19 protein-coding genes are annotated in these 20,352 nt (G+C 72.2%); 3 read left to right on the plus strand and 16 right to left on the minus strand.

The features are described 5' to 3' along the window. Nucleotides 1–105: 105 nt before the first annotated feature. Both aspS and hisS read right to left on the minus strand, forming a co-directional pair. Entirely contained in the window at nt 106–1,884 is a 1,779-nt protein-coding gene (gene aspS, locus QQX09_RS01430) for an aspartate--tRNA ligase (protein ID WP_301130921.1), read from the minus strand. 56 nt (nt 1,885–1,940) lie between these two features. After that, nucleotides 1,941–3,302, minus strand: a complete 1,362-nt coding sequence (gene hisS, locus QQX09_RS01435) for a histidine--tRNA ligase (protein ID WP_301130922.1) — start codon at nt 3,300–3,302, stop codon at nt 1,941–1,943. Nucleotides 3,303–3,369: 67 nt separating this feature from the next. Here hisS and QQX09_RS01440 point away from each other — a divergent pair, with 67 nt between their 5' ends. The 3 genes from QQX09_RS01440 (at nt 3,370) to QQX09_RS01450 (ending at nt 6,477) form a co-directional block, all read left to right on the plus strand. Beyond that, nucleotides 3,370–4,161, plus strand: a complete 792-nt coding sequence (locus QQX09_RS01440; RefSeq protein ID WP_301130923.1) for a peptidylprolyl isomerase — start codon at nt 3,370–3,372, stop codon at nt 4,159–4,161. Beyond that, nucleotides 4,158–5,699, plus strand: coding sequence for a DUF349 domain-containing protein (locus QQX09_RS01445; protein ID WP_301130924.1), 1,542 nt, complete (start codon nt 4,158–4,160; stop codon nt 5,697–5,699). The genes QQX09_RS01440 and QQX09_RS01445 overlap by 4 nt, the downstream gene beginning before the upstream one ends. A gap of 235 nt (nt 5,700–5,934) precedes the next feature. Beyond that, entirely contained in the window at nt 5,935–6,477 is a 543-nt protein-coding gene (locus tag QQX09_RS01450) for a hypothetical protein (RefSeq protein WP_301130925.1), read from the plus strand. On the opposite strand, the gene QQX09_RS01455 is transcribed toward QQX09_RS01450, so the two are convergent. The 14 genes from QQX09_RS01455 to QQX09_RS01520 form a co-directional block, all read right to left on the minus strand. Further along, on the minus strand, nt 6,455–8,707 hold the full coding sequence (locus QQX09_RS01455; RefSeq protein ID WP_301130926.1) for a RelA/SpoT family protein: 2,253 nt from the start codon (nt 8,705–8,707) through the stop codon (nt 6,455–6,457). The genes QQX09_RS01450 and QQX09_RS01455 overlap by 23 nt on opposite strands. Before the next feature lie 126 nt (nt 8,708–8,833). Next, nucleotides 8,834–9,922 (minus strand): protein translocase subunit SecF, encoded by a 1,089-nt coding sequence (secF, locus tag QQX09_RS01460; protein ID WP_301130927.1) that lies wholly within the window; start codon nt 9,920–9,922, stop codon nt 8,834–8,836. Then, complete coding sequence (secD, locus tag QQX09_RS01465; protein WP_301130928.1) at nt 9,922–11,712, minus strand: protein translocase subunit SecD; 1,791 nt, start codon at nt 11,710–11,712, stop codon at nt 9,922–9,924. The genes secF and secD overlap by 1 nt, the downstream gene beginning before the upstream one ends. A gap of 83 nt (nt 11,713–11,795) precedes the next feature. Continuing rightward, nucleotides 11,796–12,839: a Holliday junction branch migration DNA helicase RuvB gene (gene ruvB, locus QQX09_RS01470; protein ID WP_301130929.1), complete on the minus strand. Its 1,044-nt coding sequence runs from the start codon at nt 12,837–12,839 to the stop codon at nt 11,796–11,798. After that, nucleotides 12,832–13,422, minus strand: a complete 591-nt coding sequence (gene ruvA / locus QQX09_RS01475) for a Holliday junction branch migration protein RuvA (RefSeq protein ID WP_301130930.1) — start codon at nt 13,420–13,422, stop codon at nt 12,832–12,834. The genes ruvB and ruvA overlap by 8 nt, the downstream gene beginning before the upstream one ends. 60 nt (nt 13,423–13,482) lie before the next feature. After that, on the minus strand, nt 13,483–14,037 hold the full coding sequence (gene ruvC, locus QQX09_RS01480; protein WP_301130931.1) for a crossover junction endodeoxyribonuclease RuvC: 555 nt from the start codon (nt 14,035–14,037) through the stop codon (nt 13,483–13,485). Nucleotides 14,038–14,057: 20 nt separating this feature from the next. Next, nucleotides 14,058–14,813, minus strand: coding sequence for a YebC/PmpR family DNA-binding transcriptional regulator (locus QQX09_RS01485; RefSeq protein ID WP_301130932.1), 756 nt, complete (start codon nt 14,811–14,813; stop codon nt 14,058–14,060). Between the two features lie 241 nt (nt 14,814–15,054). Beyond that, complete coding sequence (gene pdxT / locus QQX09_RS01490) at nt 15,055–15,654, minus strand: pyridoxal 5'-phosphate synthase glutaminase subunit PdxT (RefSeq protein ID WP_301130933.1); 600 nt, start codon at nt 15,652–15,654, stop codon at nt 15,055–15,057. Next, nucleotides 15,651–16,127, minus strand: a complete 477-nt coding sequence (locus QQX09_RS01495; protein WP_436969031.1) for an NUDIX hydrolase — start codon at nt 16,125–16,127, stop codon at nt 15,651–15,653. Before QQX09_RS01495 ends, pdxT begins: the two co-directional genes overlap by 4 nt. Nucleotides 16,128–16,196: 69 nt before the next feature. Further along, nucleotides 16,197–17,105, minus strand: coding sequence for a pyridoxal 5'-phosphate synthase lyase subunit PdxS (pdxS, locus tag QQX09_RS01500; protein ID WP_062295511.1), 909 nt, complete (start codon nt 17,103–17,105; stop codon nt 16,197–16,199). Then, nucleotides 17,102–18,256, minus strand: a complete 1,155-nt coding sequence (locus tag QQX09_RS01505) for a glycosyltransferase family 4 protein (protein WP_301130935.1) — start codon at nt 18,254–18,256, stop codon at nt 17,102–17,104. Before QQX09_RS01505 ends, pdxS begins: the two co-directional genes overlap by 4 nt. After that, nucleotides 18,253–19,140, minus strand: a complete 888-nt coding sequence (locus tag QQX09_RS01510) for a phosphatidylinositol mannoside acyltransferase (protein WP_301130936.1) — start codon at nt 19,138–19,140, stop codon at nt 18,253–18,255. Before QQX09_RS01510 ends, QQX09_RS01505 begins: the two co-directional genes overlap by 4 nt. A 5-nt stretch (nt 19,141–19,145) precedes the next feature. Continuing rightward, nucleotides 19,146–19,805 (minus strand): phosphatidylinositol phosphate synthase, encoded by a 660-nt coding sequence (gene pgsA / locus QQX09_RS01515; RefSeq protein ID WP_301130937.1) that lies wholly within the window; start codon nt 19,803–19,805, stop codon nt 19,146–19,148. Beyond that, a complete protein-coding gene (locus QQX09_RS01520; RefSeq protein WP_436969032.1) occupies nt 19,806–20,348 on the minus strand; it encodes an HIT family protein in 543 nt (180 codons plus the stop codon). Nucleotides 20,349–20,352: the final 4 nt, after the last annotated feature.

Genomic DNA, 20,352 nt, shown 5'->3' on the forward strand with positions numbered 1-20,352 from the left:
CCGGCGGCGGACCGGCGGCGGCCGCGGCGGCGTGCGCATGGACGCAGCAAGGGCGGGACCCCTCGGTGGGGATCCCGCCCTCGCGGCGTCTGGACGAGCGGAGCGCTACGCCTTCGCGCCGACCTCGGCCTCCTCGGCCTCCGGCTCGAAGTCCACGCCGGCCTCGGCGCGCTGCTCCGGCGTGATGGGCGCGGGCGCCGCGGTCAGCGGGTCGTAGCCGCCGCCCGACTTCGGGAACGCGATGACGTCGCGGATCGAGTCGGCCTTCGCGAGGAGCGCGGTGACGCGGTCCCAGCCGAGCGCGATGCCGCCGTGCGGCGGGGCGCCGTACTGGAAGGCGTCGAGGAGGAAGCCGAACTTCTCCTGCGCCTCCTCGTGGCCGATCCCCATGACGCGGAACACGCGCTCCTGCACGTCCTGGCGGTGGATACGGATCGAGCCGCCGCCGATCTCGTTGCCGTTGCAGACGATGTCGTACGCGTAGGCCAGGGCCGGGCCCGGGTCCGTGTCGAACGTGTCCATGAACTCCGGCTTGGGGCTCGTGAACGCGTGGTGCACGGCGGTCCAGGCGGAGGAGCCGAGGGCCACGTCGTCGTCGTCCACGTCGACCGGCTTGAACAGCGGCGCGTCGACCACCCAGCAGAACTCGAAGCGGTCCTCGTCGATGAGGCCGACGCGGCGCGCGATCTCGTTGCGGGCGGCGCCGAGCAGCGCGCGCGAGGCGCCCGCCTTGCCGGCCGCGAAGAACACGCAGTCGCCCGGGTTCGCGCCGGTGGCCTCGGCGAGGCCCGCGAGCTCGGCCTCGGAGAGGTTCTTGGCGACGGGGCCGGTGAGGGTGCCGTCCTCCTGCACCAGGACATAGGCCAGCCCGCGCGCGCCGCGCTGCTTGGCCCACTCCTGCCACGCGTCGAGCACCTTGCGGGGCTGCGAGGCGCCGCCGGGCATGACTACCGCGCCCACGTACTCGGCCTGGAACACGCGGAACGGCGTGTCGCTGAAGTAGGAGGTGAGCTCGGTGAGCTCGAGGCCGAAGCGCAGGTCGGGCTTGTCGGTGCCGAAGCGCGCCATGGCGTCGTGGTACGTGATGCGCGGGATGGGCAGCGGGACCTCGTAGCCGATGAGCGACCACAGCTCGCGGACGAGCTCCTCGCCCAGCGCGATGACGTCGTCCTGGTCCACGAAGCTCATCTCGATGTCGAGCTGCGTGAACTCCGGCTGACGGTCCGCGCGGAAGTCCTCGTCGCGGTAGCAGCGGGCGATCTGGTAGTAGCGCTCCATGCCCGACACCATGAGCAGCTGCTTGAACAGCTGCGGCGACTGCGGCAGGGCGTACCAGGAGCCGGGCGACAGGCGCGCGGGCACCAGGAAGTCGCGCGCACCCTCCGGGGTCGAGCGCGTCAGGGTCGGGGTCTCGATCTCGAGGAAGTCGTGACGCTCGAGCACGCGGCGGGCGGCCTTGTTCACCTCGGAGCGCAGCACGATGTTCGCGCGCGGCTGCGGGCGGCGCAGGTCCAGGTAGCGGTGCTTGAGGCGCGCCTCCTCGCCGACGGTGACGTGCTCGTCGATCGGGAAGGGCGTGGGCGCGGACTCGTTGAGGATCGTCACGTCGTGGACGGCGACCTCGATCTCGCCGGACGGCATGTTGGGGTTCGCCGAGCCCTCGGGGCGCAGGCGCACCTCGCCGGTCACCTGGATGACGTACTCGGTGCGCAGCGCGTGCGCGACCTCCTCGCGGATGACGATCTGCGCGAGGCCCGAGGCGTCCCGCAGGTCGATGAACGCGACGCCGCCGTGATCGCGGCGGCGGCCCACCCAGCCGGCGAGGGTGACGGTGGCGCCGGCGTCGGCGGCGCGCAGGTTTCCAGCGAGATGCGTGCGGAGCAAGGTGTTGCCTTTCTATCGCGCGGAGGCGCGCGGGGTTGTGAAGAGCGGGTATCAGTCTAGCCGCGGACGATGCGCGGCTTCAGGTCCTCGGTCGGGGGTGCCCAGGCGTCGGCGTCGGCGGGCACCTGCTCTCCCGAGCGGATGTCCTTGACCTCGCCGTCGGGCGACGTGTCGTCGCCCGCAGCCGGGAACCATACGAACGGGATGCCGCGACGGTCGGCGTACTGGATCTGCTTGCCGAACTTCGCCGCGTTGGGCGACACCTCGCACGCGATCCCGCGGGCGCGCAGGCGGTCCGCGATGGAGGACGATGCGCCGCGGTGCTCCTCGTCGGTGACCGCGACGAGCACGGCCTGGGGCACGGAGCGGCTCGCGGTCGCGAGGCTCGCGCCGAGCATGCGGCTGACGAGGCGGCTCACGCCGATCGACATGCCCACGCCGGGGAAGCCGCCGCCCGCGACAAGGGAGTCGTAGCGCCCGCCGGAGCAGATCGAGCCGAGGTCCTCGTGCCCGTCGAGCACGGTCTCGTAGACGGCGCCCGTGTAGTAGTCGAGGCCGCGAGCGATGCGCAGGTCCGCGATCGCGGTGTCGGGGACGGCCGCGTTGACGGCGTCCACGAGGGTCGCGAGCGAGCGGGCGCCGCGGTCGAACTGCTCGCGCGCGTCGTCGGCGTCCGCGACGATCGGCGAGTGGTCCCACAGCGCCTCCACGAGGTCGACGAACGAGCCGTCGGGCGTCTGGATCGCGGCGAGCTCGAGGATCGCGTGCACGGCCTCGGGGCTCACGCCCTTGGCGTGCAGCTCCTCGGCGACGCCGTCGCGGCCGATCTTGTCGAGCTTGTCGACGCTGCGCAGCGCGCCCGCGATGTCGACGATGCCGACGCCCCGGTAGAAGCCCTCGACCAGGCCGCGGTTGTTGAGGTGCATGCGGGCCGCGGGCAGCGGCAGCGCACGCAGGGCACGGGCCATCACGATCGCGACCTCGGCCTCGAGGTGCTCGGGCAGGGTGTCCCGGCCGACCACGTCGATGTCCGCCTGGTAGAACTCGCGGAAGCGGCCCTCCTGCGGACGCTCGCCACGCCACACCTTCTGGATCTGGAAGCGGCGGAACGGGAACTGCAGGCGGCCCTGGTTCTCCTCGACGTAGCGCGCGAACGGCACGGTGAGGTCGAAGTGGAGGCCCAGCTTGGCCTCGCGGCCGGCCTGCTCGTCGGCGTTGAAGCGGCCGATCGCGTAGATCTCCTTCGCGGCGTCCGAGTCGCCCGCGAGGCGCTCGACGGGCTCGACCGCGCGCGTCTCGATCTCGCCGAATCCATGGAGGGCGAAGACCTCGCGCAGGGTGCCGAGGACGTGCGCCTCGACGAGGCGCTCCTGCGGGGACCATTCGGGGAATCCGGAGAGGGGTTGCACGCGTGCCATGCCCGCCATTGTTCCGCATCGTCCCCACCTAGACTGACCTGGCACATCCGCGGCACGGGAAGGCTCGATGAGTACAAGCAAGCAGGCGCGGGCGCAGGCCCGCAAGAAGCAGCAGGCGTACGAGGCGCGCATGGCGGCGAAGCGGCGGCACCGCGAGCGGATCATCCGGATCACCGCGCTCATCACCGCCGGGGCGCTGCTGCTCGGCGGCGGGCTCGCGGTGCTGCTCATCGCGATGCACGAGAACAGCCAGGCCAAGGCGTCCGCCGAGGCCGCCGCATCGTCCACCGCGGACGAGGAGGTGACGCTCGAGTCGGGGTGGGCCGTCTCCCCCGAGCCGCCGGACCCGTCGTACGCCGAGGACCGCACGTGGACGGCGACGCTCGCGACCAACCAGGGCGACATCGTGGTCGAGCTCGACGGCGCGGCCGCGCCCCAGGCGGTCGCGAGCTTCGTCGAGCTCGCGAAGGAGGGCTTCTTCGACGGCACGGGATGCCACCGCCTCACCACCGCGGGGATCTACGTGCTCCAGTGCGGCGACCCCGACGGCACCGGCCTGGGCGGACCGGGCTACAGCTTCGGGCCGATCGAGAACGCGCCCGAGGACGACCTCTACCCCGCCGGCACCGTCGCGATGGCCCGCGTGGGCGGCGACGCGGAGTCCATGGGCAGCCAGTTCTTCATCGTCTACCAGGACTCGACCATCCCGTCGGACAGCGCGGGCGGCTACACCGTGCTGGGCCAGGTGGTCGACGGAAACGGTAGTGTGAGCCGTGTTGCCGAAGCAGGCACCATCACCGGGGACACCGACGGTCCGCCGGCCATGTCCGTCATCGTGAACGAGGTATCCGTCTCATGACCGAGTCGCCCGACGCTCAGGCGTCGAAGACCGAGGCCGCCGAGGCCCCGTCCCAGTCCACCCCCGAGCCCGCGGCCGAGGCCGTGACCGAGGCCGTCGCCGAGGAGGCCGCGCCCGCCGCGGAGACCCCCGCCGCGGAGACCCCCGCCGAGGACGCCCCGGTCGAGGAGCCGGCCGCGAAGGCGCCCCGGGCCCCCAAGCCGAAGGCGCCGAAGCCGGGGTCGTTCAAGGCCCCCTCGCCCGTCGCCGTCGCGAAGCAGACCACGCACACCGTGGTCGCCGTGCCGGTCGCGGCCGAGGTGCCCGACGAGCGCTTCGAGGAGGCGCTCGCGCACGGGCTCGTCGAGGACGGGAAGGCGTTCGTCATCGTGGCGGAGGAGCGCGTCGAGGTCGGCCCGGCCGACGACGACGAGGCGCTCAAGGCCTACGCCCACGCGTTCTTCGAGCTCGAGGCCGCGGTCGAGCGCTTCCACGCGCGCCTCGCGTCCGCCGAGCTCTCCCCCAAGGACATCGACGAGTCGATCGCGACCATCGAGGCCGTGCTGACGCCGCCGAGCGTCGTGGGCGACCTCGACACGCTCGGCGAGCGCTACGCGGCCGTCAAGGTCGAGGCCGAGGAGACCCGCACCCGCATCCACGAGGAGCGCCGCGTGGCCCGCGAGGCCGCGATCGCCTCCCGCGAGGAGATCGTCGCGACCGCCGAGGCCCTCGCCGCGAAGCCCGAGGACAAGGTCCACTGGAAGAACGACACCGCGACGCTGCGTGGCTTGCTCGACCAGTGGAAGGAGGCGCAGCGCTCCGGCGCCCGCATCCCCAAGGACGTCGAGCGCGCCATGTGGACCCGCTTCACGCACGCCCGGTCGTCGTTCGAGAAGGCGCGCAAGCACCACTTCGCGGAGCTCGACCGCTCCAACGCGGACGTCGCCACCCGCAAGGAGGACCTCGTCGCGCGCGCCGAGGCGCTCGCCCAGACCACCGACTGGGACCACGGCGCCCGCGGCTTCCGCGACCTCATGAACGAGTGGCGCAACGCCGGCCGTGGCCGCCGCTCCGTCGACGACGCGCTGTGGAAGCGCTTCCAGGCCGCGCAGGACTCGTTCTTCGAGGCGCGCCGCGGCGCCGCCGACGCCGAGGACGAGGCCCTGTCGGGCAACGTCGAGGCGAAGGAGGCCGCGGTGGTCGAGGCCGAGGCGCTCCTGCCGGTCAAGGACCTCGCGGCCGCCAAGCAGGCGCTGCGTCCCATCCAGGACCGCTTCGAGGCCGCCGGCCGCGTCCCGCGCGCCGACATCGCCCGCCTGTCCAAGCGCATGGCAGCCGTCGAGAAGGCCGTCCGCGACGCCGAGGACGCCGAGTGGAACTCGCGCAACCCCGAGCTCGAGGCCCGCGCCTCGGGTGCGGCCGCGCAGCTCAACTCCGCGATCCAGGCGCTCGAGGACGAGATCGCCGAGGCGAAGGCCGCCGGCAAGAGCACGAAGAAGCTCGAGGAGTCGCTGGCCGCCCGCCAGGCGTGGCTCAAGCAGATCGAGGGGCTGGCCTAACCGCCGCATCGTCCCGAGGGGCCCCGTCACCGTCGAGGTGGCGGGGCTCTTCGCTTCCCCTCCCGGGGCCCTCTCCACGCGCGCGAGTCACTGCTCCACACATGACGCCCGATGTGACCGTCACCACCGCCGGATCCGGGTCCGGCGGCGCCGGCTGGCGTGGAGAGGTGAACGGGGATGGCGGGCCCGTCCACAGGGGCTGGCCCGGCACGCCCCCACGCGCGACCCTGGAGCCGTGATCCTGCTGCGCGCCGCGGACGTGGGCCGGCCCGCCTTCGCGCGCCTCGCCCGCCAGCGCATCGTCGCCCCGCACGGTCCCGGCGTCGCGCGGCCGCTGGACGTGCCCGACTCCCCCGGCCTGCGCGCGCTCGCCGCCTCGCCGCGCGTGCCGGCTCACGTGGTCCTCACGGGCACGGCGGCGCTCTGGGTCCACGGCTGGGTGGACGATGCTCCGGTCGCCTGGCACGCGGTGGGTCACCGGGGCCTGTACCGGCCGCCGCACGCGGAGGTGGCGCTGCACTCGGGCGTCACCGCGCGGATGGGCGTCCGGGTCGAGGGCGGGCTGATGCTCGCTCCCCCGGCGCGGGCCTGCGTCGACGCGCTGCGCTGGGAGGAGCCGGCGGTGGCCCTCGCGGCGGTGTGCGGCGCGCTCGCTGCCGGACGCATCGGACCGCCGGACCTCGAGGCGGCGCTCGCCCACGACGCGATCACCGGCGGCGGCTACGCGCGGCTGGCGTCGCTCGTGGACGAGGTGTCTAGGGCCGCTTCGCGCCCGTGACGCGGCGCGCGTCGTAGACGCCGTCGATGCGGCGCACGGCGGACAGGATCGCGCCGAGGTGCGACGGGTCCGCCATCTCGAACTGGAAGCTCGACATCGCGACCCGCTCGCGCGTGGTCGACACGTTCGCGGACAGGATGTTGACGTGGTGGTCGGACAGCACCTGGGTCACGTCCGAGAGCAGGCGGTTGCGGTCGAGGGCCTCGACCTCGATCTGCACGAGGAACGTGCCCGCGCTGTGGCCGGTCCACTCGACGTCGATGAGCCGCTCGCTCTGGTTGTGCAGCTGCGCGAGGTTGTCGCAGTCGGCGCGGTGGACGGAGACACCGGAACCACGGGTGATGAAGCCCTGGATCGGGTCGCCAGGCACCGGCGTGCAGCAGCGCGCGAGCTTGACGACCACGTCGGTGAGCCCGTGCACCGAGACGCCGGGGTCGCCCCGTCGCGCGGAGATCCGCTGCGGCGGCAGGCCGGGACGGGTGATCTCGGTGAGGTCCTCGTCGGCGCCCTCCTGGCCGCCGACGGCCTCGGTCATGCGGGCGACGACGTCTGCCGGCTGCTCCTTGTGCTCGCCGATCGCCGCGTAGAGCGCGTCGACGTCCTCGTAGTGCATCTCCTTCGCGAGGGCGAGGAGCGTGGGACGGCTCATGAGGCGCTGCATGGGCAGCTGCTGGCGGCGGATCGCGCGGGCCAGCATGTCGCGCCCGGTCTCGATCGACTCCTCGCGGCGCTCGCGCGTGAACCACTGCCGGATCTTGTTGCGGGCACGCGTGGACTGCACGAACTCGAGCCAGTCGCGCTTGGGATGCGCGTTCTCGTCGGAGGTGGTGAGCACCTCGACGGTGTCGCCGTTCTCGAGCGTCGAGTCGAGGGGCACGAGGCGCCCGTTGACCTTGGCGCCGATGGTCTTGTGGCCCACCTCGGTGTGGACGGCGTACGCGAAGTCCACGGGGGTCGCGCCCTGCGGCAGCGACAGCAGCTTGCCGCGCGGAGTGAAGACGTAGACCTCGGCCTTGGAGATCTCGCCGCGGAGGCTGTCGAGGAACTCGGTGGGGTCCGCGGTCTCCTGCTGCCAGTCGGCGATCTGGCGCAGCCAGCCCATCTCGCCGCCGCCCTTCGACGGCTGGCCGGTCTTCGCGGTCTCCTTGTAGCGCCAGTGCGCCGCGAGCCCGTACTCGGCGCGGCGGTGCATGTCGTACGTGCGGATCTGCAGCTCGACGGGCTTGCCCGTGGGCCCGATCACCGTCGTGTGCAGCGACTGGTAGAGGTTGAACTTGGGCATCGCGATGTAGTCCTTGAACCGGCCCGGGACGGGCTGGTAGCGGGCGTGCATCGCGCCGAGGACCGCGTAGCAGTCGCGCACCGTCTCGACGAGGATGCGGATGCCGACGAGGTCGTAGATGTCGTTGAGGTCGCGGCCCCGGACGATCATCTTCTGGTACACGGAGTAGTAGTGCTTGGGGCGGCCGGTGATCTCCGCCTTGATCTTCATCTGGCGGAGGTCCTTCTCGATCTCCGCGCGGACCTGCGCGAGGTACTTCTCCCGCTCGGGCGCCCGCTCCGTGACGACGTCGACGATCTCCTGGTAGATCTTCGGGTACAGCGTCTGGAAGCTGAGGTCCTCCAGCTCCCACTTGATCGCGTTGAGGCCCATGCGGTGCGCGAGCGGCGCGTAGATCTCGAGCGTCTCCTGCGCCTTCTTGCGCGCGGACTCGGGAGCCACGTACTTCCACGTGCGCGCGTTGTGGAGGCGGTCGCACAGCTTGAGCAGCAGGACGCGGATGTCCTTGGCCATCGCGACGACCATCTTGCGGACCGTCTCCGCCTGCGCGGCGTCGCCGTACTGGACCTTGTCGAGCTTGGTGACGCCGTCGACGATCATCGCGACCTCGTCGCCGAACTCCTGCTGCATCCGCTCGAGCGGGTACTCGGTGTCCTCGACCACGTCGTGCAGCAGCGCCGCCGCGATGACCGAGTCCGGCATGCCCAGGTCCGCGATGATCTGCGCGACGGCGATGGGGTGCGTGATGTACGGCTCGCCGCTCTTGCGCAGCTGGCCGCGGTGGGCCTCCTCCGCCACGCGGTAGGCGCGCTCGATGAGGCCGGTCCGTCCGCGCGGGTACATGCGCCGGTACGTGTCGAGCACGCCGTCGATCGCGCTCGCCTCACGGCTCCCCCGGCGGAGGAACCCGAGCCCGAGCGTCCCGGTCGAGGGACGGGTCTCAGTCACGCGCACCTCCGAGGCTGGTAGGGGGACAGTCTATCCGGGCGGCCCCTCCCACCGACACGCCCCCAAACGCGACGAAGGGGACGATGCGGCGGCCACCGCATCGTCCCCCTCGCCGGAGGCCCGGGATCAGGCCTTGCGGTTCTTGCGCGTGGGCTGGGCTGCGGCGCCCTGATGGCGGCCCTTGTCGACCGCGCCGACGCGCACGTCGCCGGTCTCCGAGATCGCGACGTCGGTCTGGCCGGCGGCGCGCAGCTCGAGCACCTTGGCGGTGTGGTCCTTGATGCGCTGCTCGTTGTCGCGCAGCTGCACCTCGACCGGCGTGGCCACGAAGATCGACGAGTACGTGCCGACCGCCATGCCGACGAAAAGCGCGAGAGAGATGTCCTTGAGCGTGCCCGCGCCCAGGAGGAACGAGCCGATGAAGAGGATCGCGCTCACGGGCAGCAGGGCCACCACCGACGTGTTGATCGAGCGCACGAGGGTCTGGTTGAGGCCCAGGTTCGCGAGCTCGTCGTACGTGTAGCGATGCTGCGCGGTGAGGTTTGCGGTGTTCTCGCGGATCTTGTCGAACACCACGACCGTGTCGTACAGCGAGTAGCCGAGGATCGTGAGGAAGCCGATCACCGACGCCGGCGTGACCTCGAAGCCCACGAGCGCGTACACGCCGGCGGTGATGATGAGGTCGTGCGCCAGCGCGACGAGCGCCGCGACGGCCATGCGCCAGGCACGGAAGTACAGCGACATCACGATCGTCACGAGGACGAGGAACACGATGAGGCTGGTGACCGCCGCCTTGCCGACCGACGCGCCCCACGTGGGGCCGATCTGCGTGAAGCTCACCTGCTCCTCGGGGACGTCGTACGCGTCCGCGAGGGCCGTGGTGATGTCGCGCGCCGTCTCGGTGTCGACGACGCCGATCTGGATGCGCACGTCGCTGTCGCCGAGGATGGTGACACGAGCGGTCGCCTCGGGCGCGAGCTCGGCCACCACGTCCTGTGCCTCGGCGGGCTCGGTGATCGCGGTGTCGGTGACGCGGAACTCGGTGCCGCCGACGAAGTCGATGCCCGGGTTGAGCCCCTTGGTGAAGAGCAGCAGCAGCGACAGCGCGACGAGCACGCCGGACACGATGAACCAGCGCTTGCGCTGCTGGACGATCGGGTAGGTCTTCTCCCCCGAGTGCAGCTTGTTGCCCCACTGGGCCAGGTTGAGCTTCATCAGTTCTCCTCCCCCTCGGGGCGGGCGTCGCCGGCGGCGGCAGCGGCGGCCGCCGCCTTGCGCTCGGCGAGGGTGGGCTGGCCGGTGACGATGCGGCCGCGGCCCTTGTACATCGTGTCGCGTCCGAGCTGGCGCGGGTCGAGGCCCGACCACCGGTGGCCGCGTGCGAAGAACGGGCGCTTGCTCAGCAGCATGAGGATCGGGTGGGTGAACAGGAACACCACGAGGATGTCGACCAGCGTGGTGAGACCCAGCGTGAACGCGAAGCCGCGCACGCCGCCGACGGCGAGCATGTACAGCACCACCGCGGCGAGGATGTTGATCGCGTCCGAGGCCAGGATCGTGCGGCGGGCGCGACGCCAGCCGTGGTCGATCGCGGCCTGCAGCGAGCGGCCCTCGCGCAGCTCGTCCCTGACACGTTCGAAGTAGACGATGAACGAGTCCGCCGTCACACCGATCGCGACGATCAGACCCGCGACACCGGCGAGCGACAGGCGGTACCCGATGGTCCACGACAGCAGCGCGATGAGCACGTAGGTGATCGCACCGGCGATCGCGAGCGAACCGACCGTGACGAGGCCGAGCGCGCGGTACTGGATGAGCGAGTAGACGACCACCAGGATGAGGCCGATCGCGCCGGCGATGAGGCCCTTCTGGAGCTGGTCGGCGCCGAGCGTCGCGGAGATCTGCTGCTCCGACTGCACCTCGAGCGTGAGGGGCAGGGCACCGAACTTCAGCTGGTTGGCCAGCTGCTGCGCGCTCTCCTGCGTGAACGAGCCTGTGATGGACGCCTGGCCGCCGGTGATGGAGGTCGAGACGCTCGGCGCGGAGATCACCACGCCGTCGAGCACCATCGCGAACTGGTTGCGCGGCGACTCGAGGTCCTTGATGCGGCCGGTGATGTCGGCGAACTTCTTGCCGCCGTCGTTGGTGAGCTCGAGGCGCACCTCGTAGCGGCCGGTGAGCGTGCCGGTCGAGTTGTACTCGGGGCCGGAGGTGGCGGTGTCGACGTCGGTGCCGTCCATCTCCACCGGGCCGAGGATGTACTTCGCGAAGCCGTCCTGGTCGCACGCGACGTCGGCCTTGGTCGGGTCGCCGGGCGTGACGCCGGAGAGGTTCTCCGGGTCGGTGCAGTCGAGGGCGTCGTACTTCGCCTGGACCTCGTCGGTCACCCAGTCGAGGGACGATGCGTCGGTGCCCTCGGCGGGCTCAGTCGAGGCGTCCGCGGAGGCGGTCGCGTCGGCGTCCGCGGAGGCGGAGGCGCTGGGCTCGGCCGTGGCCTCGTCGGTGGGCTCCGCGGACTCGCTGGCGTCGGTGCCGGCCTCGGCGGAGGCCGAGGCGCTCGGCTCGGCCGACGCGGAGGCGTCCGCGCTGGACTCGTCCGTGGTGGTCGCGGCGGGCGAGCCCGACACGAGCACGGGGCGGAACTGCAGCTGCGCGCTCTGGCGCACGAGGTCGACGGTCTCCTCGGACGGGTTGCCCGGGAGCGCCACGACGATGTTCTGGCCCTGCGTGCTGATCTCCGCCTCGGCGACGCCGGACGCGTCGATGCGGCGACGGATGATGTCGACGGCCTGGTCCAGGTCGGCCTGGTCGATCTGCTGGTCGCTGCCCTCGGCCAGCGTGGGCGCGAGCACGATCTCGCGTCCGCCGGCCAGGTCGAGCGCGAGGGCCGGCGTCCACGACGCACCCCCGGTCACGACGCCGATCGCCAATGCCGCATAGAGGCCGACGACGATCGCGCCCAGCCAGGTGAGCGCTCGACGCGCCTCGTTCTTCACTCGTGCCACAGGAATCCTCACGGTCTCGGCTCGCTTGAGCCCCGAGCGATTCTAGCCAGCCTGAGCGTGCACCGGGTGCCGCCCGGCCGGGCTCAGTCGAAGAGCCGGCCCCCGGACTCGCCGCCGATCGCGTCCGCGGGCGGCTTCAGACCGAGGTGATGCCACGCGTCGGCGGTCGCGATGCGGCCGCGCGGGGTGCGGCTCATGAGGCCCTCGCGCACGAGGAACGGCTCCGCGACGGTCTCGACGGTCTCCGTCTCCTCGCCCACCGTGACGGCGAGCGTCGACAGGCCCACGGGCCCGCCCGCGAAGCGCGTGCACAGCGCCTTGAGCACCGCGCGGTCCAGCCGGTCGAGGCCGCGCTCGTCGACCTCGTACACCGTGAGGGCCTCGCGGGCGGCGTCGAGCGTGCCGCGGCCGGTGCCGTGCACCTCGGCCCAGTCGCGCACGCGGCGCAGCAGCCGGTTCGCGATGCGCGGGGTGCCGCGCGAGCGGGACGCGATCTCGTGGGCCGCGTCGTGGGTGATCGACAGGCCGAGCCGGCCCGCCGAGCGCACCACGATCGCCTTGAGCTCGTCGTCCTCGTAGAAGTCGAGGTGGCCGGTGAAGCCGAAGCGGTCGCGCAGCGGCGCGGGCAGCAGGCCGGCGCGGGTGGTGGCGCCCACCACGGTGAACGGGGGCAGGCTCAGCGGGATCGACGTCGCGCCCGCGCCCTTGCCGACCACCACGTCCACACGGAAGTCCTCCATCGCGAGGTAGAGCATCTCCTCGGCGGGGCGCGCCAGGCGGTGGATCTCGTCGAGGAACAGCACGTCGCCCTCGTCGAGCGAGGACAGGATCGCGGCGAGGTCGCCGGCGTGCTGGATCGCGGGGCCCGAGGTGACGCGCAGGGTCGAACCGAGCTCCGCCGCGATGATCATCGCGAGCGTGGTCTTGCCCAGGCCCGGCGGGCCGGACAGCAGCACATGGTCCGGCGGGGCGCCGCGGCCGGTGGCGGCGCTCAGCACGAGGCCGAGCTGCTCGCGCACGACGCGCTGGCCGACGAACTCGTCGAGGTTGACGGGCCGCAGCGCGGCCTCGTTGGAGCGCTCGATCGCGTCCGCGTCGGGGCTCACCACCCGGGTCTCGTCATCCACGCGTGCCTCCCAGGTGCTTGAGCGCGGCCCTCAGGGCGCCGGCGGTCTCCCCCGGCGCGAGGGGCTCCTCGGCGACCGCGTCGACCGCGGCCTGGGCCTGCTTGGCCGGGTAGCCGAGCCCCACGAGGGCCTCCACGACCTCGCCGCGGGCGTCCGCGGCCGGGGCGCCCGGCGCATCGTCCGGCAGCACCAGCTTGCCGCCGAGCTCGAGCAGCAGGCGCGCCGCGACCTTGGGGCCGATGCCCGGCACCTTGGTGAGCGCCTTCTGGTCGCCGGCGGCGACGGCGCCGGCGAGGGCCTCGGGCGAGTGCACCGCGAGCATCGCGAGGGCGAGCTTGGCGCCCACCCCGGACACGCCCTGGAGCTGCTCGAACATGTCCCGCTCCCCCGACGTGAGGAAGCCGAACAGCGTCATCGAGTCCTCACGGACCACCAGCTGCGTGTGGAGCGTGGCGTCCAGCCCGGAGCGGAGCTCCGCGAGCGTGGCCGGCGTCGACAGCACGCGGTAGCCCACGCCCTGCACGTCCAGCACGAGCGAGGCGGCCCCCGCATGCGCCACGGTTCCCGACAGCTGCGCGATCACCCGGCTCCCCTTTCGAACACCTGTGCGAACAGGCTAGCGGATGGGAGGGACAGCGCCGCACTATCGCCGGCGGCGCGCCGCCTTCTCGGCCTCGGCCCACTGCCGCTGCGCCGCCGTGGTCGCGCCCGAGCCCACCGGGGCGGCGCCGCCGCGCCACGCGTGGGCGATGGCGATCGCGAGGGCGTCCGCCGCATCGGCCGGGCGCGGGGCCTCCGCGAGCCCCAGCAGGCGCGTCACCATGGTCGTGACCTGGGCCTTGTCGGCGCGGCCGTTGCCGGTGACGGCGGCCTTGACCTCGGACGGCGTGTAGAGCGTGAGCGGCAGCCCGCGCCGCTCGGCGGCGAGCATGATGACGCCGGACACCTGCGCGGTGCCCATGATGGTGGAGACGTCGGAGCGCGCGAAGATGCGCTCCATCGCGACGGCCTCGGGCTGGTGCTCATCGAGCATGGCCTCGAGGACCGTCGCGATCTGGGCGAGACGCGCGGGCGTCTCGTGCGTCGAGGGGGACGTGGCGACGCGCACGTCGAGCATCGTGACGCGGCGCGCCGCGCCGGACTCGACCACGCCGAGGCCGCACCGGGTGAGGCCGGGGTCGACCCCGAGGATGCGCATCGTCCCCCTGCCGCGTGCCGCTAGGCCTGCGCGGCCTCGAGCACCTCGTCCGACGTGTCGAAGTTCGCGTAGACGTTCTGCACGTCGTCCGAGTCCTCGAGGGCGTCGATGAGGCGCAGCATCTTGCGGGCGCCGTCCACGTCGAGCTCGACCTTCATCGAGGGCATGAAGGTGGCCTCCGCGCTCTCGTAGTCGATGCCCGCCTCCTGCAGCGCGGTGCGCACGGCCACGAAGTCGGTGGCCTCGGAGATGATCTCGAAGACGTCGCCCAGGTCGTTGATCTCCTCGGCACCGGCCTCGAGGGTGGCCTCCATGAGGTCGTCCTCGGAGACGTCGCCCTCCTTGGAGACGATCACCTGGCCCTTGCGCGAGAACAGGTAGGACACCGAGCCCGGGTCCGCGAGCGTGCCGTTGTTGCGGGTGAGGCCGACGCGGACCTCGGTGGCCGCGCGGTTGCGGTTGTCGGTGAGGCACTCGATCAGCACGGCCACGCCGCCGGGGCCGTAGCCCTCGTACATGATCGTCTCGTAGTTGACGCCGTCAGCGTCCTCGCCCGAGCCGCGCTTGACCGCGCGGTCGATGTTGTCGTTCGGGACCGAGGACTTCTTGGCCTTCTGGATCGCGTCGAACAGCGTCGGGTTGCCGGCCGGGTCGCCGCCGCCCACACGCGCCGCGACCTCGATGTTCTTGATGAGCTTGGCGAACAGCTTGCCGCGCTTGGCGTCGATCGCGGCCTTCTTGTGCTTGGTCGTCGCCCACTTGGAATGCCCGGACACGTGTGCTCCTCGTCGAATGTCGGTCTGGAATCCCGTCCAGTGTAGTGCCCGCGCGGAGGGACGATGCGGCGCCCGGGCGGGGCTGGATCGCGGCGCACCGCCTGTCGGATTGGTACCAACCGCTACGACCCGGGCCGACGTCGTCACGCTTGGTACCAAAGCGGACGGGTGGAGAGCGGTCCGCCGGCGGGGCGGACGGACGATGCGACCCCGGTCGGGCCGCGGAGGGCGGCGGCGCGGCTCAGATCAGGTCGAGCAGCAGCCGGTGGACGCGGTCGTCGTGGACGGCGCCCGGCGCGGCGATCTCGGGGTGGAAGCTCGTCGCGATCGCCGAGCCGTGGCGCACGGCCACCGGGTGGCGGGTGCCGTCGGGACCGGCCGCGGTGGCGAGGATCTCCACCTCCGGCGAGCACGCCTCGACCCACGGCGCGCGGATGAAGGTGGCGTGCATGGCGGAGCCGTCGGGCTCCCACACGAGCTCGGTCTCGGCGGAGTCGACCTGGCGGCCGAAGGCGTTGCGGCGCACGGTCATGGGGATCGCGGCGAGCGACTGCTGGCCCTCGATGCCGCCCACGAGGTCGGTGGCGAGCATGATCATGCCGGCGCACGACCCCATCACCGGCATCCCGGCGTGGATGCGCTCCTTCAACGGCTCGAAGAGGTCGAAGGCACGCAGCAGCTTGTCGATCGTCGTCGACTCGCCGCCGGGGATGATGAGCGCGTCGACGGACTCGAGCTCGGCCAGGCGGCGCACGCCGATCGCGGTCGCGCCCACGCGCGTCGCCGCGGCCAGGTGCTCCCGCACGTCGCCCTGCAGGGCCAGCACGCCCACGGTGCTCATTCGTCCACCTCTCCCAGGTCTCGGGTGACGCCGTCCCATTCGAGGAACCACGCCCACGTCTCGCGCAGCTGCGCGGGGAACACCTCGATGGGCGACTCCCGCAGCTCGCTCTCGCTCAGCCAGGCCACCTCGTCGATGGTCTCCAGCTCGATCTCGGTCCACGCCGCCTCGGTCTGCGCGCGGGCGACGGCGTGGGAATGCAGCCCGACGTAGATCTCCTCGAACTGCGTGTATGGCCGCGACGCGAAGTCGAACACCGCGGTGCGGCGCCACACCGGCCCGACGAGCTCCTCGTCGAGCAGGACGTGCCCCGTCTCCTCGGCGAGCTCGCGGACCGCGGCGGCGCGCATCGTCTCCCCCTCCTCGAGCCCGCCTCCGGGGGTGAACCAGAAGTAGCGGTCGGGGTCGTGCGGGTCGTGGCCCCGCACCATGAGGAGCCGGGGCTCCCCGGCGGAGTGGGAGACGAGGAGCACGCGGGCGCCGCGACGGTGGATGCGATCCCCCGACGCGGCGCCCATACGTCTCCGTCTACCGGCCGGTGCCTACCAGCCGCGCTCGGCGAGGCGGTGCGGCTCCGGGATCTCGTCCACGTTGATGCCGACCATGGCCTCGCCCAGGCCCCGCGACACGTCGGCGATGACCGCCGGGTCGTCGAAGAACGTGGTCGCCTTGACGATCGCCTTCGCGCGGGTCGCCGGGTCGCCCGACTTGAATATGCCGGAGCCGACGAACACGCCCTCGGCGCCCAGCTGCATCATCATCGCGGCGTCGGCCGGGGTGGCGATGCCGCCCGCGGTGAACAGCACGACGGGCAGCTTGCCGGTCTTCGCGATCTCCTGGACCAGCGGCAGCGGCGCCTGGAGCTCCTTGGCGGCCACGTAGAGCTCGTCCTCCGGCAGCGCGGTGAGGGCCTTGATCTCGGCGCGGATCTTGCGCATGTGGGTGGTGGCGTTCGACACGTCGCCCGTGCCGGCCTCGCCCTTAGAGCGGATCATGGCCGCTCCCTCGGAGATGCGGCGCAGCGCCTCGCCCAGGTTGGTGGCGCCGCACACGAACGGCACGGTGTAGTTCCACTTGTCGATGTGGTGCGTGTAGTCCGCGGGGGTGAGCACCTCGGACTCGTCGATGTAGTCGACGCCGAGGCTCTCGAGGACCTGCGCCTCGACGAAGTGGCCGATGCGGGCCTTCGCCATGACGGGGATCGAGACGGCGTCGATGATGCCCTGGATCATGTCCGGGTCGCTCATGCGCGAGACGCCGCCCTGGGCGCGGATGTCGGCGGGGACGCGCTCGAGCGCCATGACGGCGACGGCGCCGGCGTCCTCCGCGATCTTCGCCTGCTCGGGGGTGACCACGTCCATGATGACGCCGCCCTTGAGCATCTCGGCCATGCCGCGCTTCACAAGGTCGGTTCCTACCTGGGGCTTCGTGGTCTCATCGGTGGTGGTCATGGGGTGCTGACGTCCTTCGTCGGATGGGGATGGAACTCGGCGTCCATCCTAATGGCGTCGCGGTACGTCTCCTCGACGCGAGGCGCGACATTGGACCAGTCGAAGGCGGCCGCGCATTCGCGTCCGCGCTCGGCCAGCTCCTCGCGACCCGCGGGGTCGTCGAGCAGCTCGTTGATGCGTGCGGCGAGCGACGCCGGGTCGCCCACCGCGTGATGGGCGGCCGCGTGGCCGCCGTCGGCGATCGTCGACACGTCCATGAAGGCCGTGAGGTCGGAGGCGACGACGGCGGCGCCCGCCGCCATCGCCTCGACCAGGACGATGCCGAAGCTCTCGCCGCCCGTGTTGGGGGCGCAGTAGATGTCGACCGAGGCCATGAAGCGCGCCTTCTGGTCCTCGTCGAGCTCCCCCACCACCTCGGCACCCGCGCGGGCCGCCTTCGCGGCGATGCGGTCGGAGAACCGCCCGGCGACGAGGAACCGCGCGTGCGGGTGACGCGCGCGGACCGCCGGGATGGCGGCGAGCAGGTCCTCGAGTCCCTTGCGGGGCTCGTCGAGGCGCCCGAGGATGCCGATCGTCGGCGCCTCGCGGGTGCCCTCCCAGCGGGTGTCGGCACGGGCCCGCACGTAGCGGGAGGTGTCGACGCCGTTGGGGATGATGTGGGTCGCCTGGACGCGCAGGTGGTCGCGGATGGTGGCCGCCGCGGACGGCGAGACCGCGATGCGGGCGTCGAGCTCCTCGTAGCCCGGCTTGATCCAGGGCTTGCCGAGCCGCATCGCCAGCGACTCGGACTGCGACGAGTGGAACGTCGCGACGGTGGGCCCCACGCGCGCCCACATCGCGATCACGCTGAGCGAGGGCGCGCCGGGCTCGTGGAGGTGCACCACGTCGAAGTGGCCGAGCTTGAGCCACTCGCGCACACGGCTCGCGGCCATCAGCCCGAAGGTGAGACGCGCGGTGGAGCCGTTGTAGCGGATCGGCACCGACCGTCCCGCGCTCGAGACGTAGGCGGGCACGGCCGTGTCCTTCGCCGCGGGTGCCAGCACGGAGACCTCGTGCCCGCGCTCCATGAGCGCCTTGGCGAGGTCGAGCACGTGGAGCTGGACGCCGCCGGGCCGGTCGAGCGAGTAGGGGCAGACGATGCCGATCCTCACCCGTTGGTCTCCGTCCATCCGAATCGCTGCAGCATGTGCCAGTCCTCGGGGTGCTCCCCGATGGCCTCGCTCATGAACTGTACCCACGCGCGCGTGAGGTGCCCGACCCGGTCGTCGGCGGGCGCGTCGGCGGGCTCGATCACGGGTCCGAAGCGCAGCACGGTCCCCCACCGCGAGCGGGCGCGCAGGCGGGCGCGGCCGCGCAGGCGCTCGTAGTGCACGTGCACGGGGAACAGCGGAGCGCCGGTCGCCGCTGCCAGCGCGGCGGGGCCGGGCGCGACCTTGACGCCGTGGCCCCACATGTCGACCTCGATGCCCGAGCCGGACAGGTCGCGGTCCGCGAGCAGGCACACCAGGACGTTGTCGGTGCGCGCGATGCGGATGAGCTCGCGGAAGGTGGAGCCGCCCTCGTGGCCGAGGATGCGCATGCCCACCTTCTCCCGCAGGGCGACGAACTCGTCGAAGACCTCGCGCGGCTTGAGCACCTCCGCCACGGACACCACGGGCAGGATGTGGCGGCACGCGAACGCGCCCACGAGGTCCCAGTTGCCCGAGTGCGACAGCGCGAGCACCGCGCGGCCGTCGGCCTTGATCCGCGACAGGGCGTCGTGCGGGTCGTCGAGGCGCACGCGCGCGTCCACGACCGCGGGCGTCATGCGCCCGAGCTCGAACGTCTCGGCGTAGTAGCGCGCGGCGGAGGCCATGCCACGGCGAGACAGCGCGCGCAGCTCCGCACCCTCGAGCCCGGTCACCCGGTGGAGGTTGTCCTCCAGCCGGCGCGCGGGCTTGGCACGACGGCGCCACTGCGCATCGAAGCCCGCCCACAGCAGGGCGCGGGTGAGCGAGCGGGGCGCGTACCGCGAGGCGCGGAACGCGAGGAGCATGCCGTTCATTCGTGCGGGTACGGCTGGGGCTGGCCGTCGAGGCGCGCGTTCCACTCGGGGTGCCGGCGCGCCTGGCGCACCACCGCCCAGATGCGCTGGCCGACCGTGATCGTCGCGAGCACCGTGAGGATCCACAGGGCCGCCGTGAGCACCCACAGCGGGAACAGGCCCAGCCCGTAGAAGCCGACCGCGACCAGGGAGATCACGAGGCGGTCCGAGCGCTCGGCGAGCCCGAAGTTCGCGGCGACGCCCATGCCCTCGGCCTTGGCGCGCGCATACGGCACGAGCGACCCGATCGCGAGGCACAGCAGCGCGCCGAGCGCGGTGGGACGGTCGATGTCGATGAACACCCACGCGAGCGTGCCGAAGATCGCCGCGTCGGCCACGCGGTCGAGCGTCGAGTCGAGGAACGCGCCCAGCCGCGAGCTCTTGCCGCCGAGGCGGGCCATGGTGCCGTCGAGCATGTCCGTCACCACGAAGAACGTGATGAACAGCGTGCCCCAGAACAGCCAGATGCCGCCGTGCGGGAAGAACAGCAGCGCGCCCAGCACGACGCCGACCGTGCCGATCACCGTCATGACGTTGGGGTGGATCCCCCGGGCGAGCAGGAAGCGCGCGGGCGCCTGCCACAGGGCGGCCATGTAGGGCCGGAGCCTGCCGAGCATTCAGTCGTCCTCTCTCCAGGCGTCGCTCACGCGGCGCCACGTGTCGTCGAGCAGCTGGGGCACCGCCTTGGTCTGCGCGATGATCGGCAGGAAGTTCGTGTCGCCCTCCCAGCGCGGCACCACGTGCTGGTGCAGGTGGCCCGAGATGCCGGCGCCGCCCACGCTCCCCTGGTTCATGCCGATGTTGTACCCCTGCGGGCCGCTCACCCTGGTGAGGACACGCATGGCCTGCTGCGTGAGCGCGCTCATCTCGTCGCGCTCGGCGTCCGTGCACTCGGTGTACCAGGCGATGTGACGGTACGGGCACACCATCAGGTGGCCGGGGTTGTAGGGGTACAGGTTGAGCACCACGTAGCAGTGCTCGCCCCGATGCACCACGAGGCTCTCACGGTCGCCCTCCTCCGCCTTGCGGCACAGGGGGCAGGCCTTCGGGCCGTCGTCGGGCCGCTCGCCCTCGACGTACGCGAGCCGATGCGGGGTCCACAGACGCTCGAAGCCGTCCGGGACCCCTCCCATCGTCTCCGCGTCGAAGGCCTCCGTCACGTCG

This window comes from Demequina litoralis (assembly GCF_030418455.1).
GTDB lineage: Bacteria > Actinomycetota > Actinomycetes > Actinomycetales > Demequinaceae > Demequina > Demequina litoralis.

Coding starts and splice junctions, on each gene's coding strand:
- secF (WP_301130927.1), bottom strand. CDS start 9,922: ATGAAGCTCAACCTGGCCCAGTGGGGCAACAAGCTGCACTCGGGGGAG.
- ruvC (WP_301130931.1), bottom strand. CDS start 14,037: ATGCGCATCCTCGGGGTCGACCCCGGCCTCACCCGGTGCGGCCTCGGC.
- pdxS (WP_062295511.1), bottom strand. CDS start 17,105: ATGACCACCACCGATGAGACCACGAAGCCCCAGGTAGGAACCGACCTT.
- QQX09_RS01440 (WP_301130923.1), top strand. CDS start 3,370: ATGAGTACAAGCAAGCAGGCGCGGGCGCAGGCCCGCAAGAAGCAGCAG.
- QQX09_RS01510 (WP_301130936.1), bottom strand. CDS start 19,140: ATGCTCCTCGCGTTCCGCGCCTCGCGGTACGCGCCCCGCTCGCTCACC.
- QQX09_RS01445 (WP_301130924.1), top strand. CDS start 4,158: ATGACCGAGTCGCCCGACGCTCAGGCGTCGAAGACCGAGGCCGCCGAG.
- pgsA (WP_301130937.1), bottom strand. CDS start 19,805: ATGCTCGGCAGGCTCCGGCCCTACATGGCCGCCCTGTGGCAGGCGCCC.
- pdxT (WP_301130933.1), bottom strand. CDS start 15,654: ATGAGCACCGTGGGCGTGCTGGCCCTGCAGGGCGACGTGCGGGAGCAC.
- hisS (WP_301130922.1), bottom strand. CDS start 3,302: ATGGCACGCGTGCAACCCCTCTCCGGATTCCCCGAATGGTCCCCGCAG.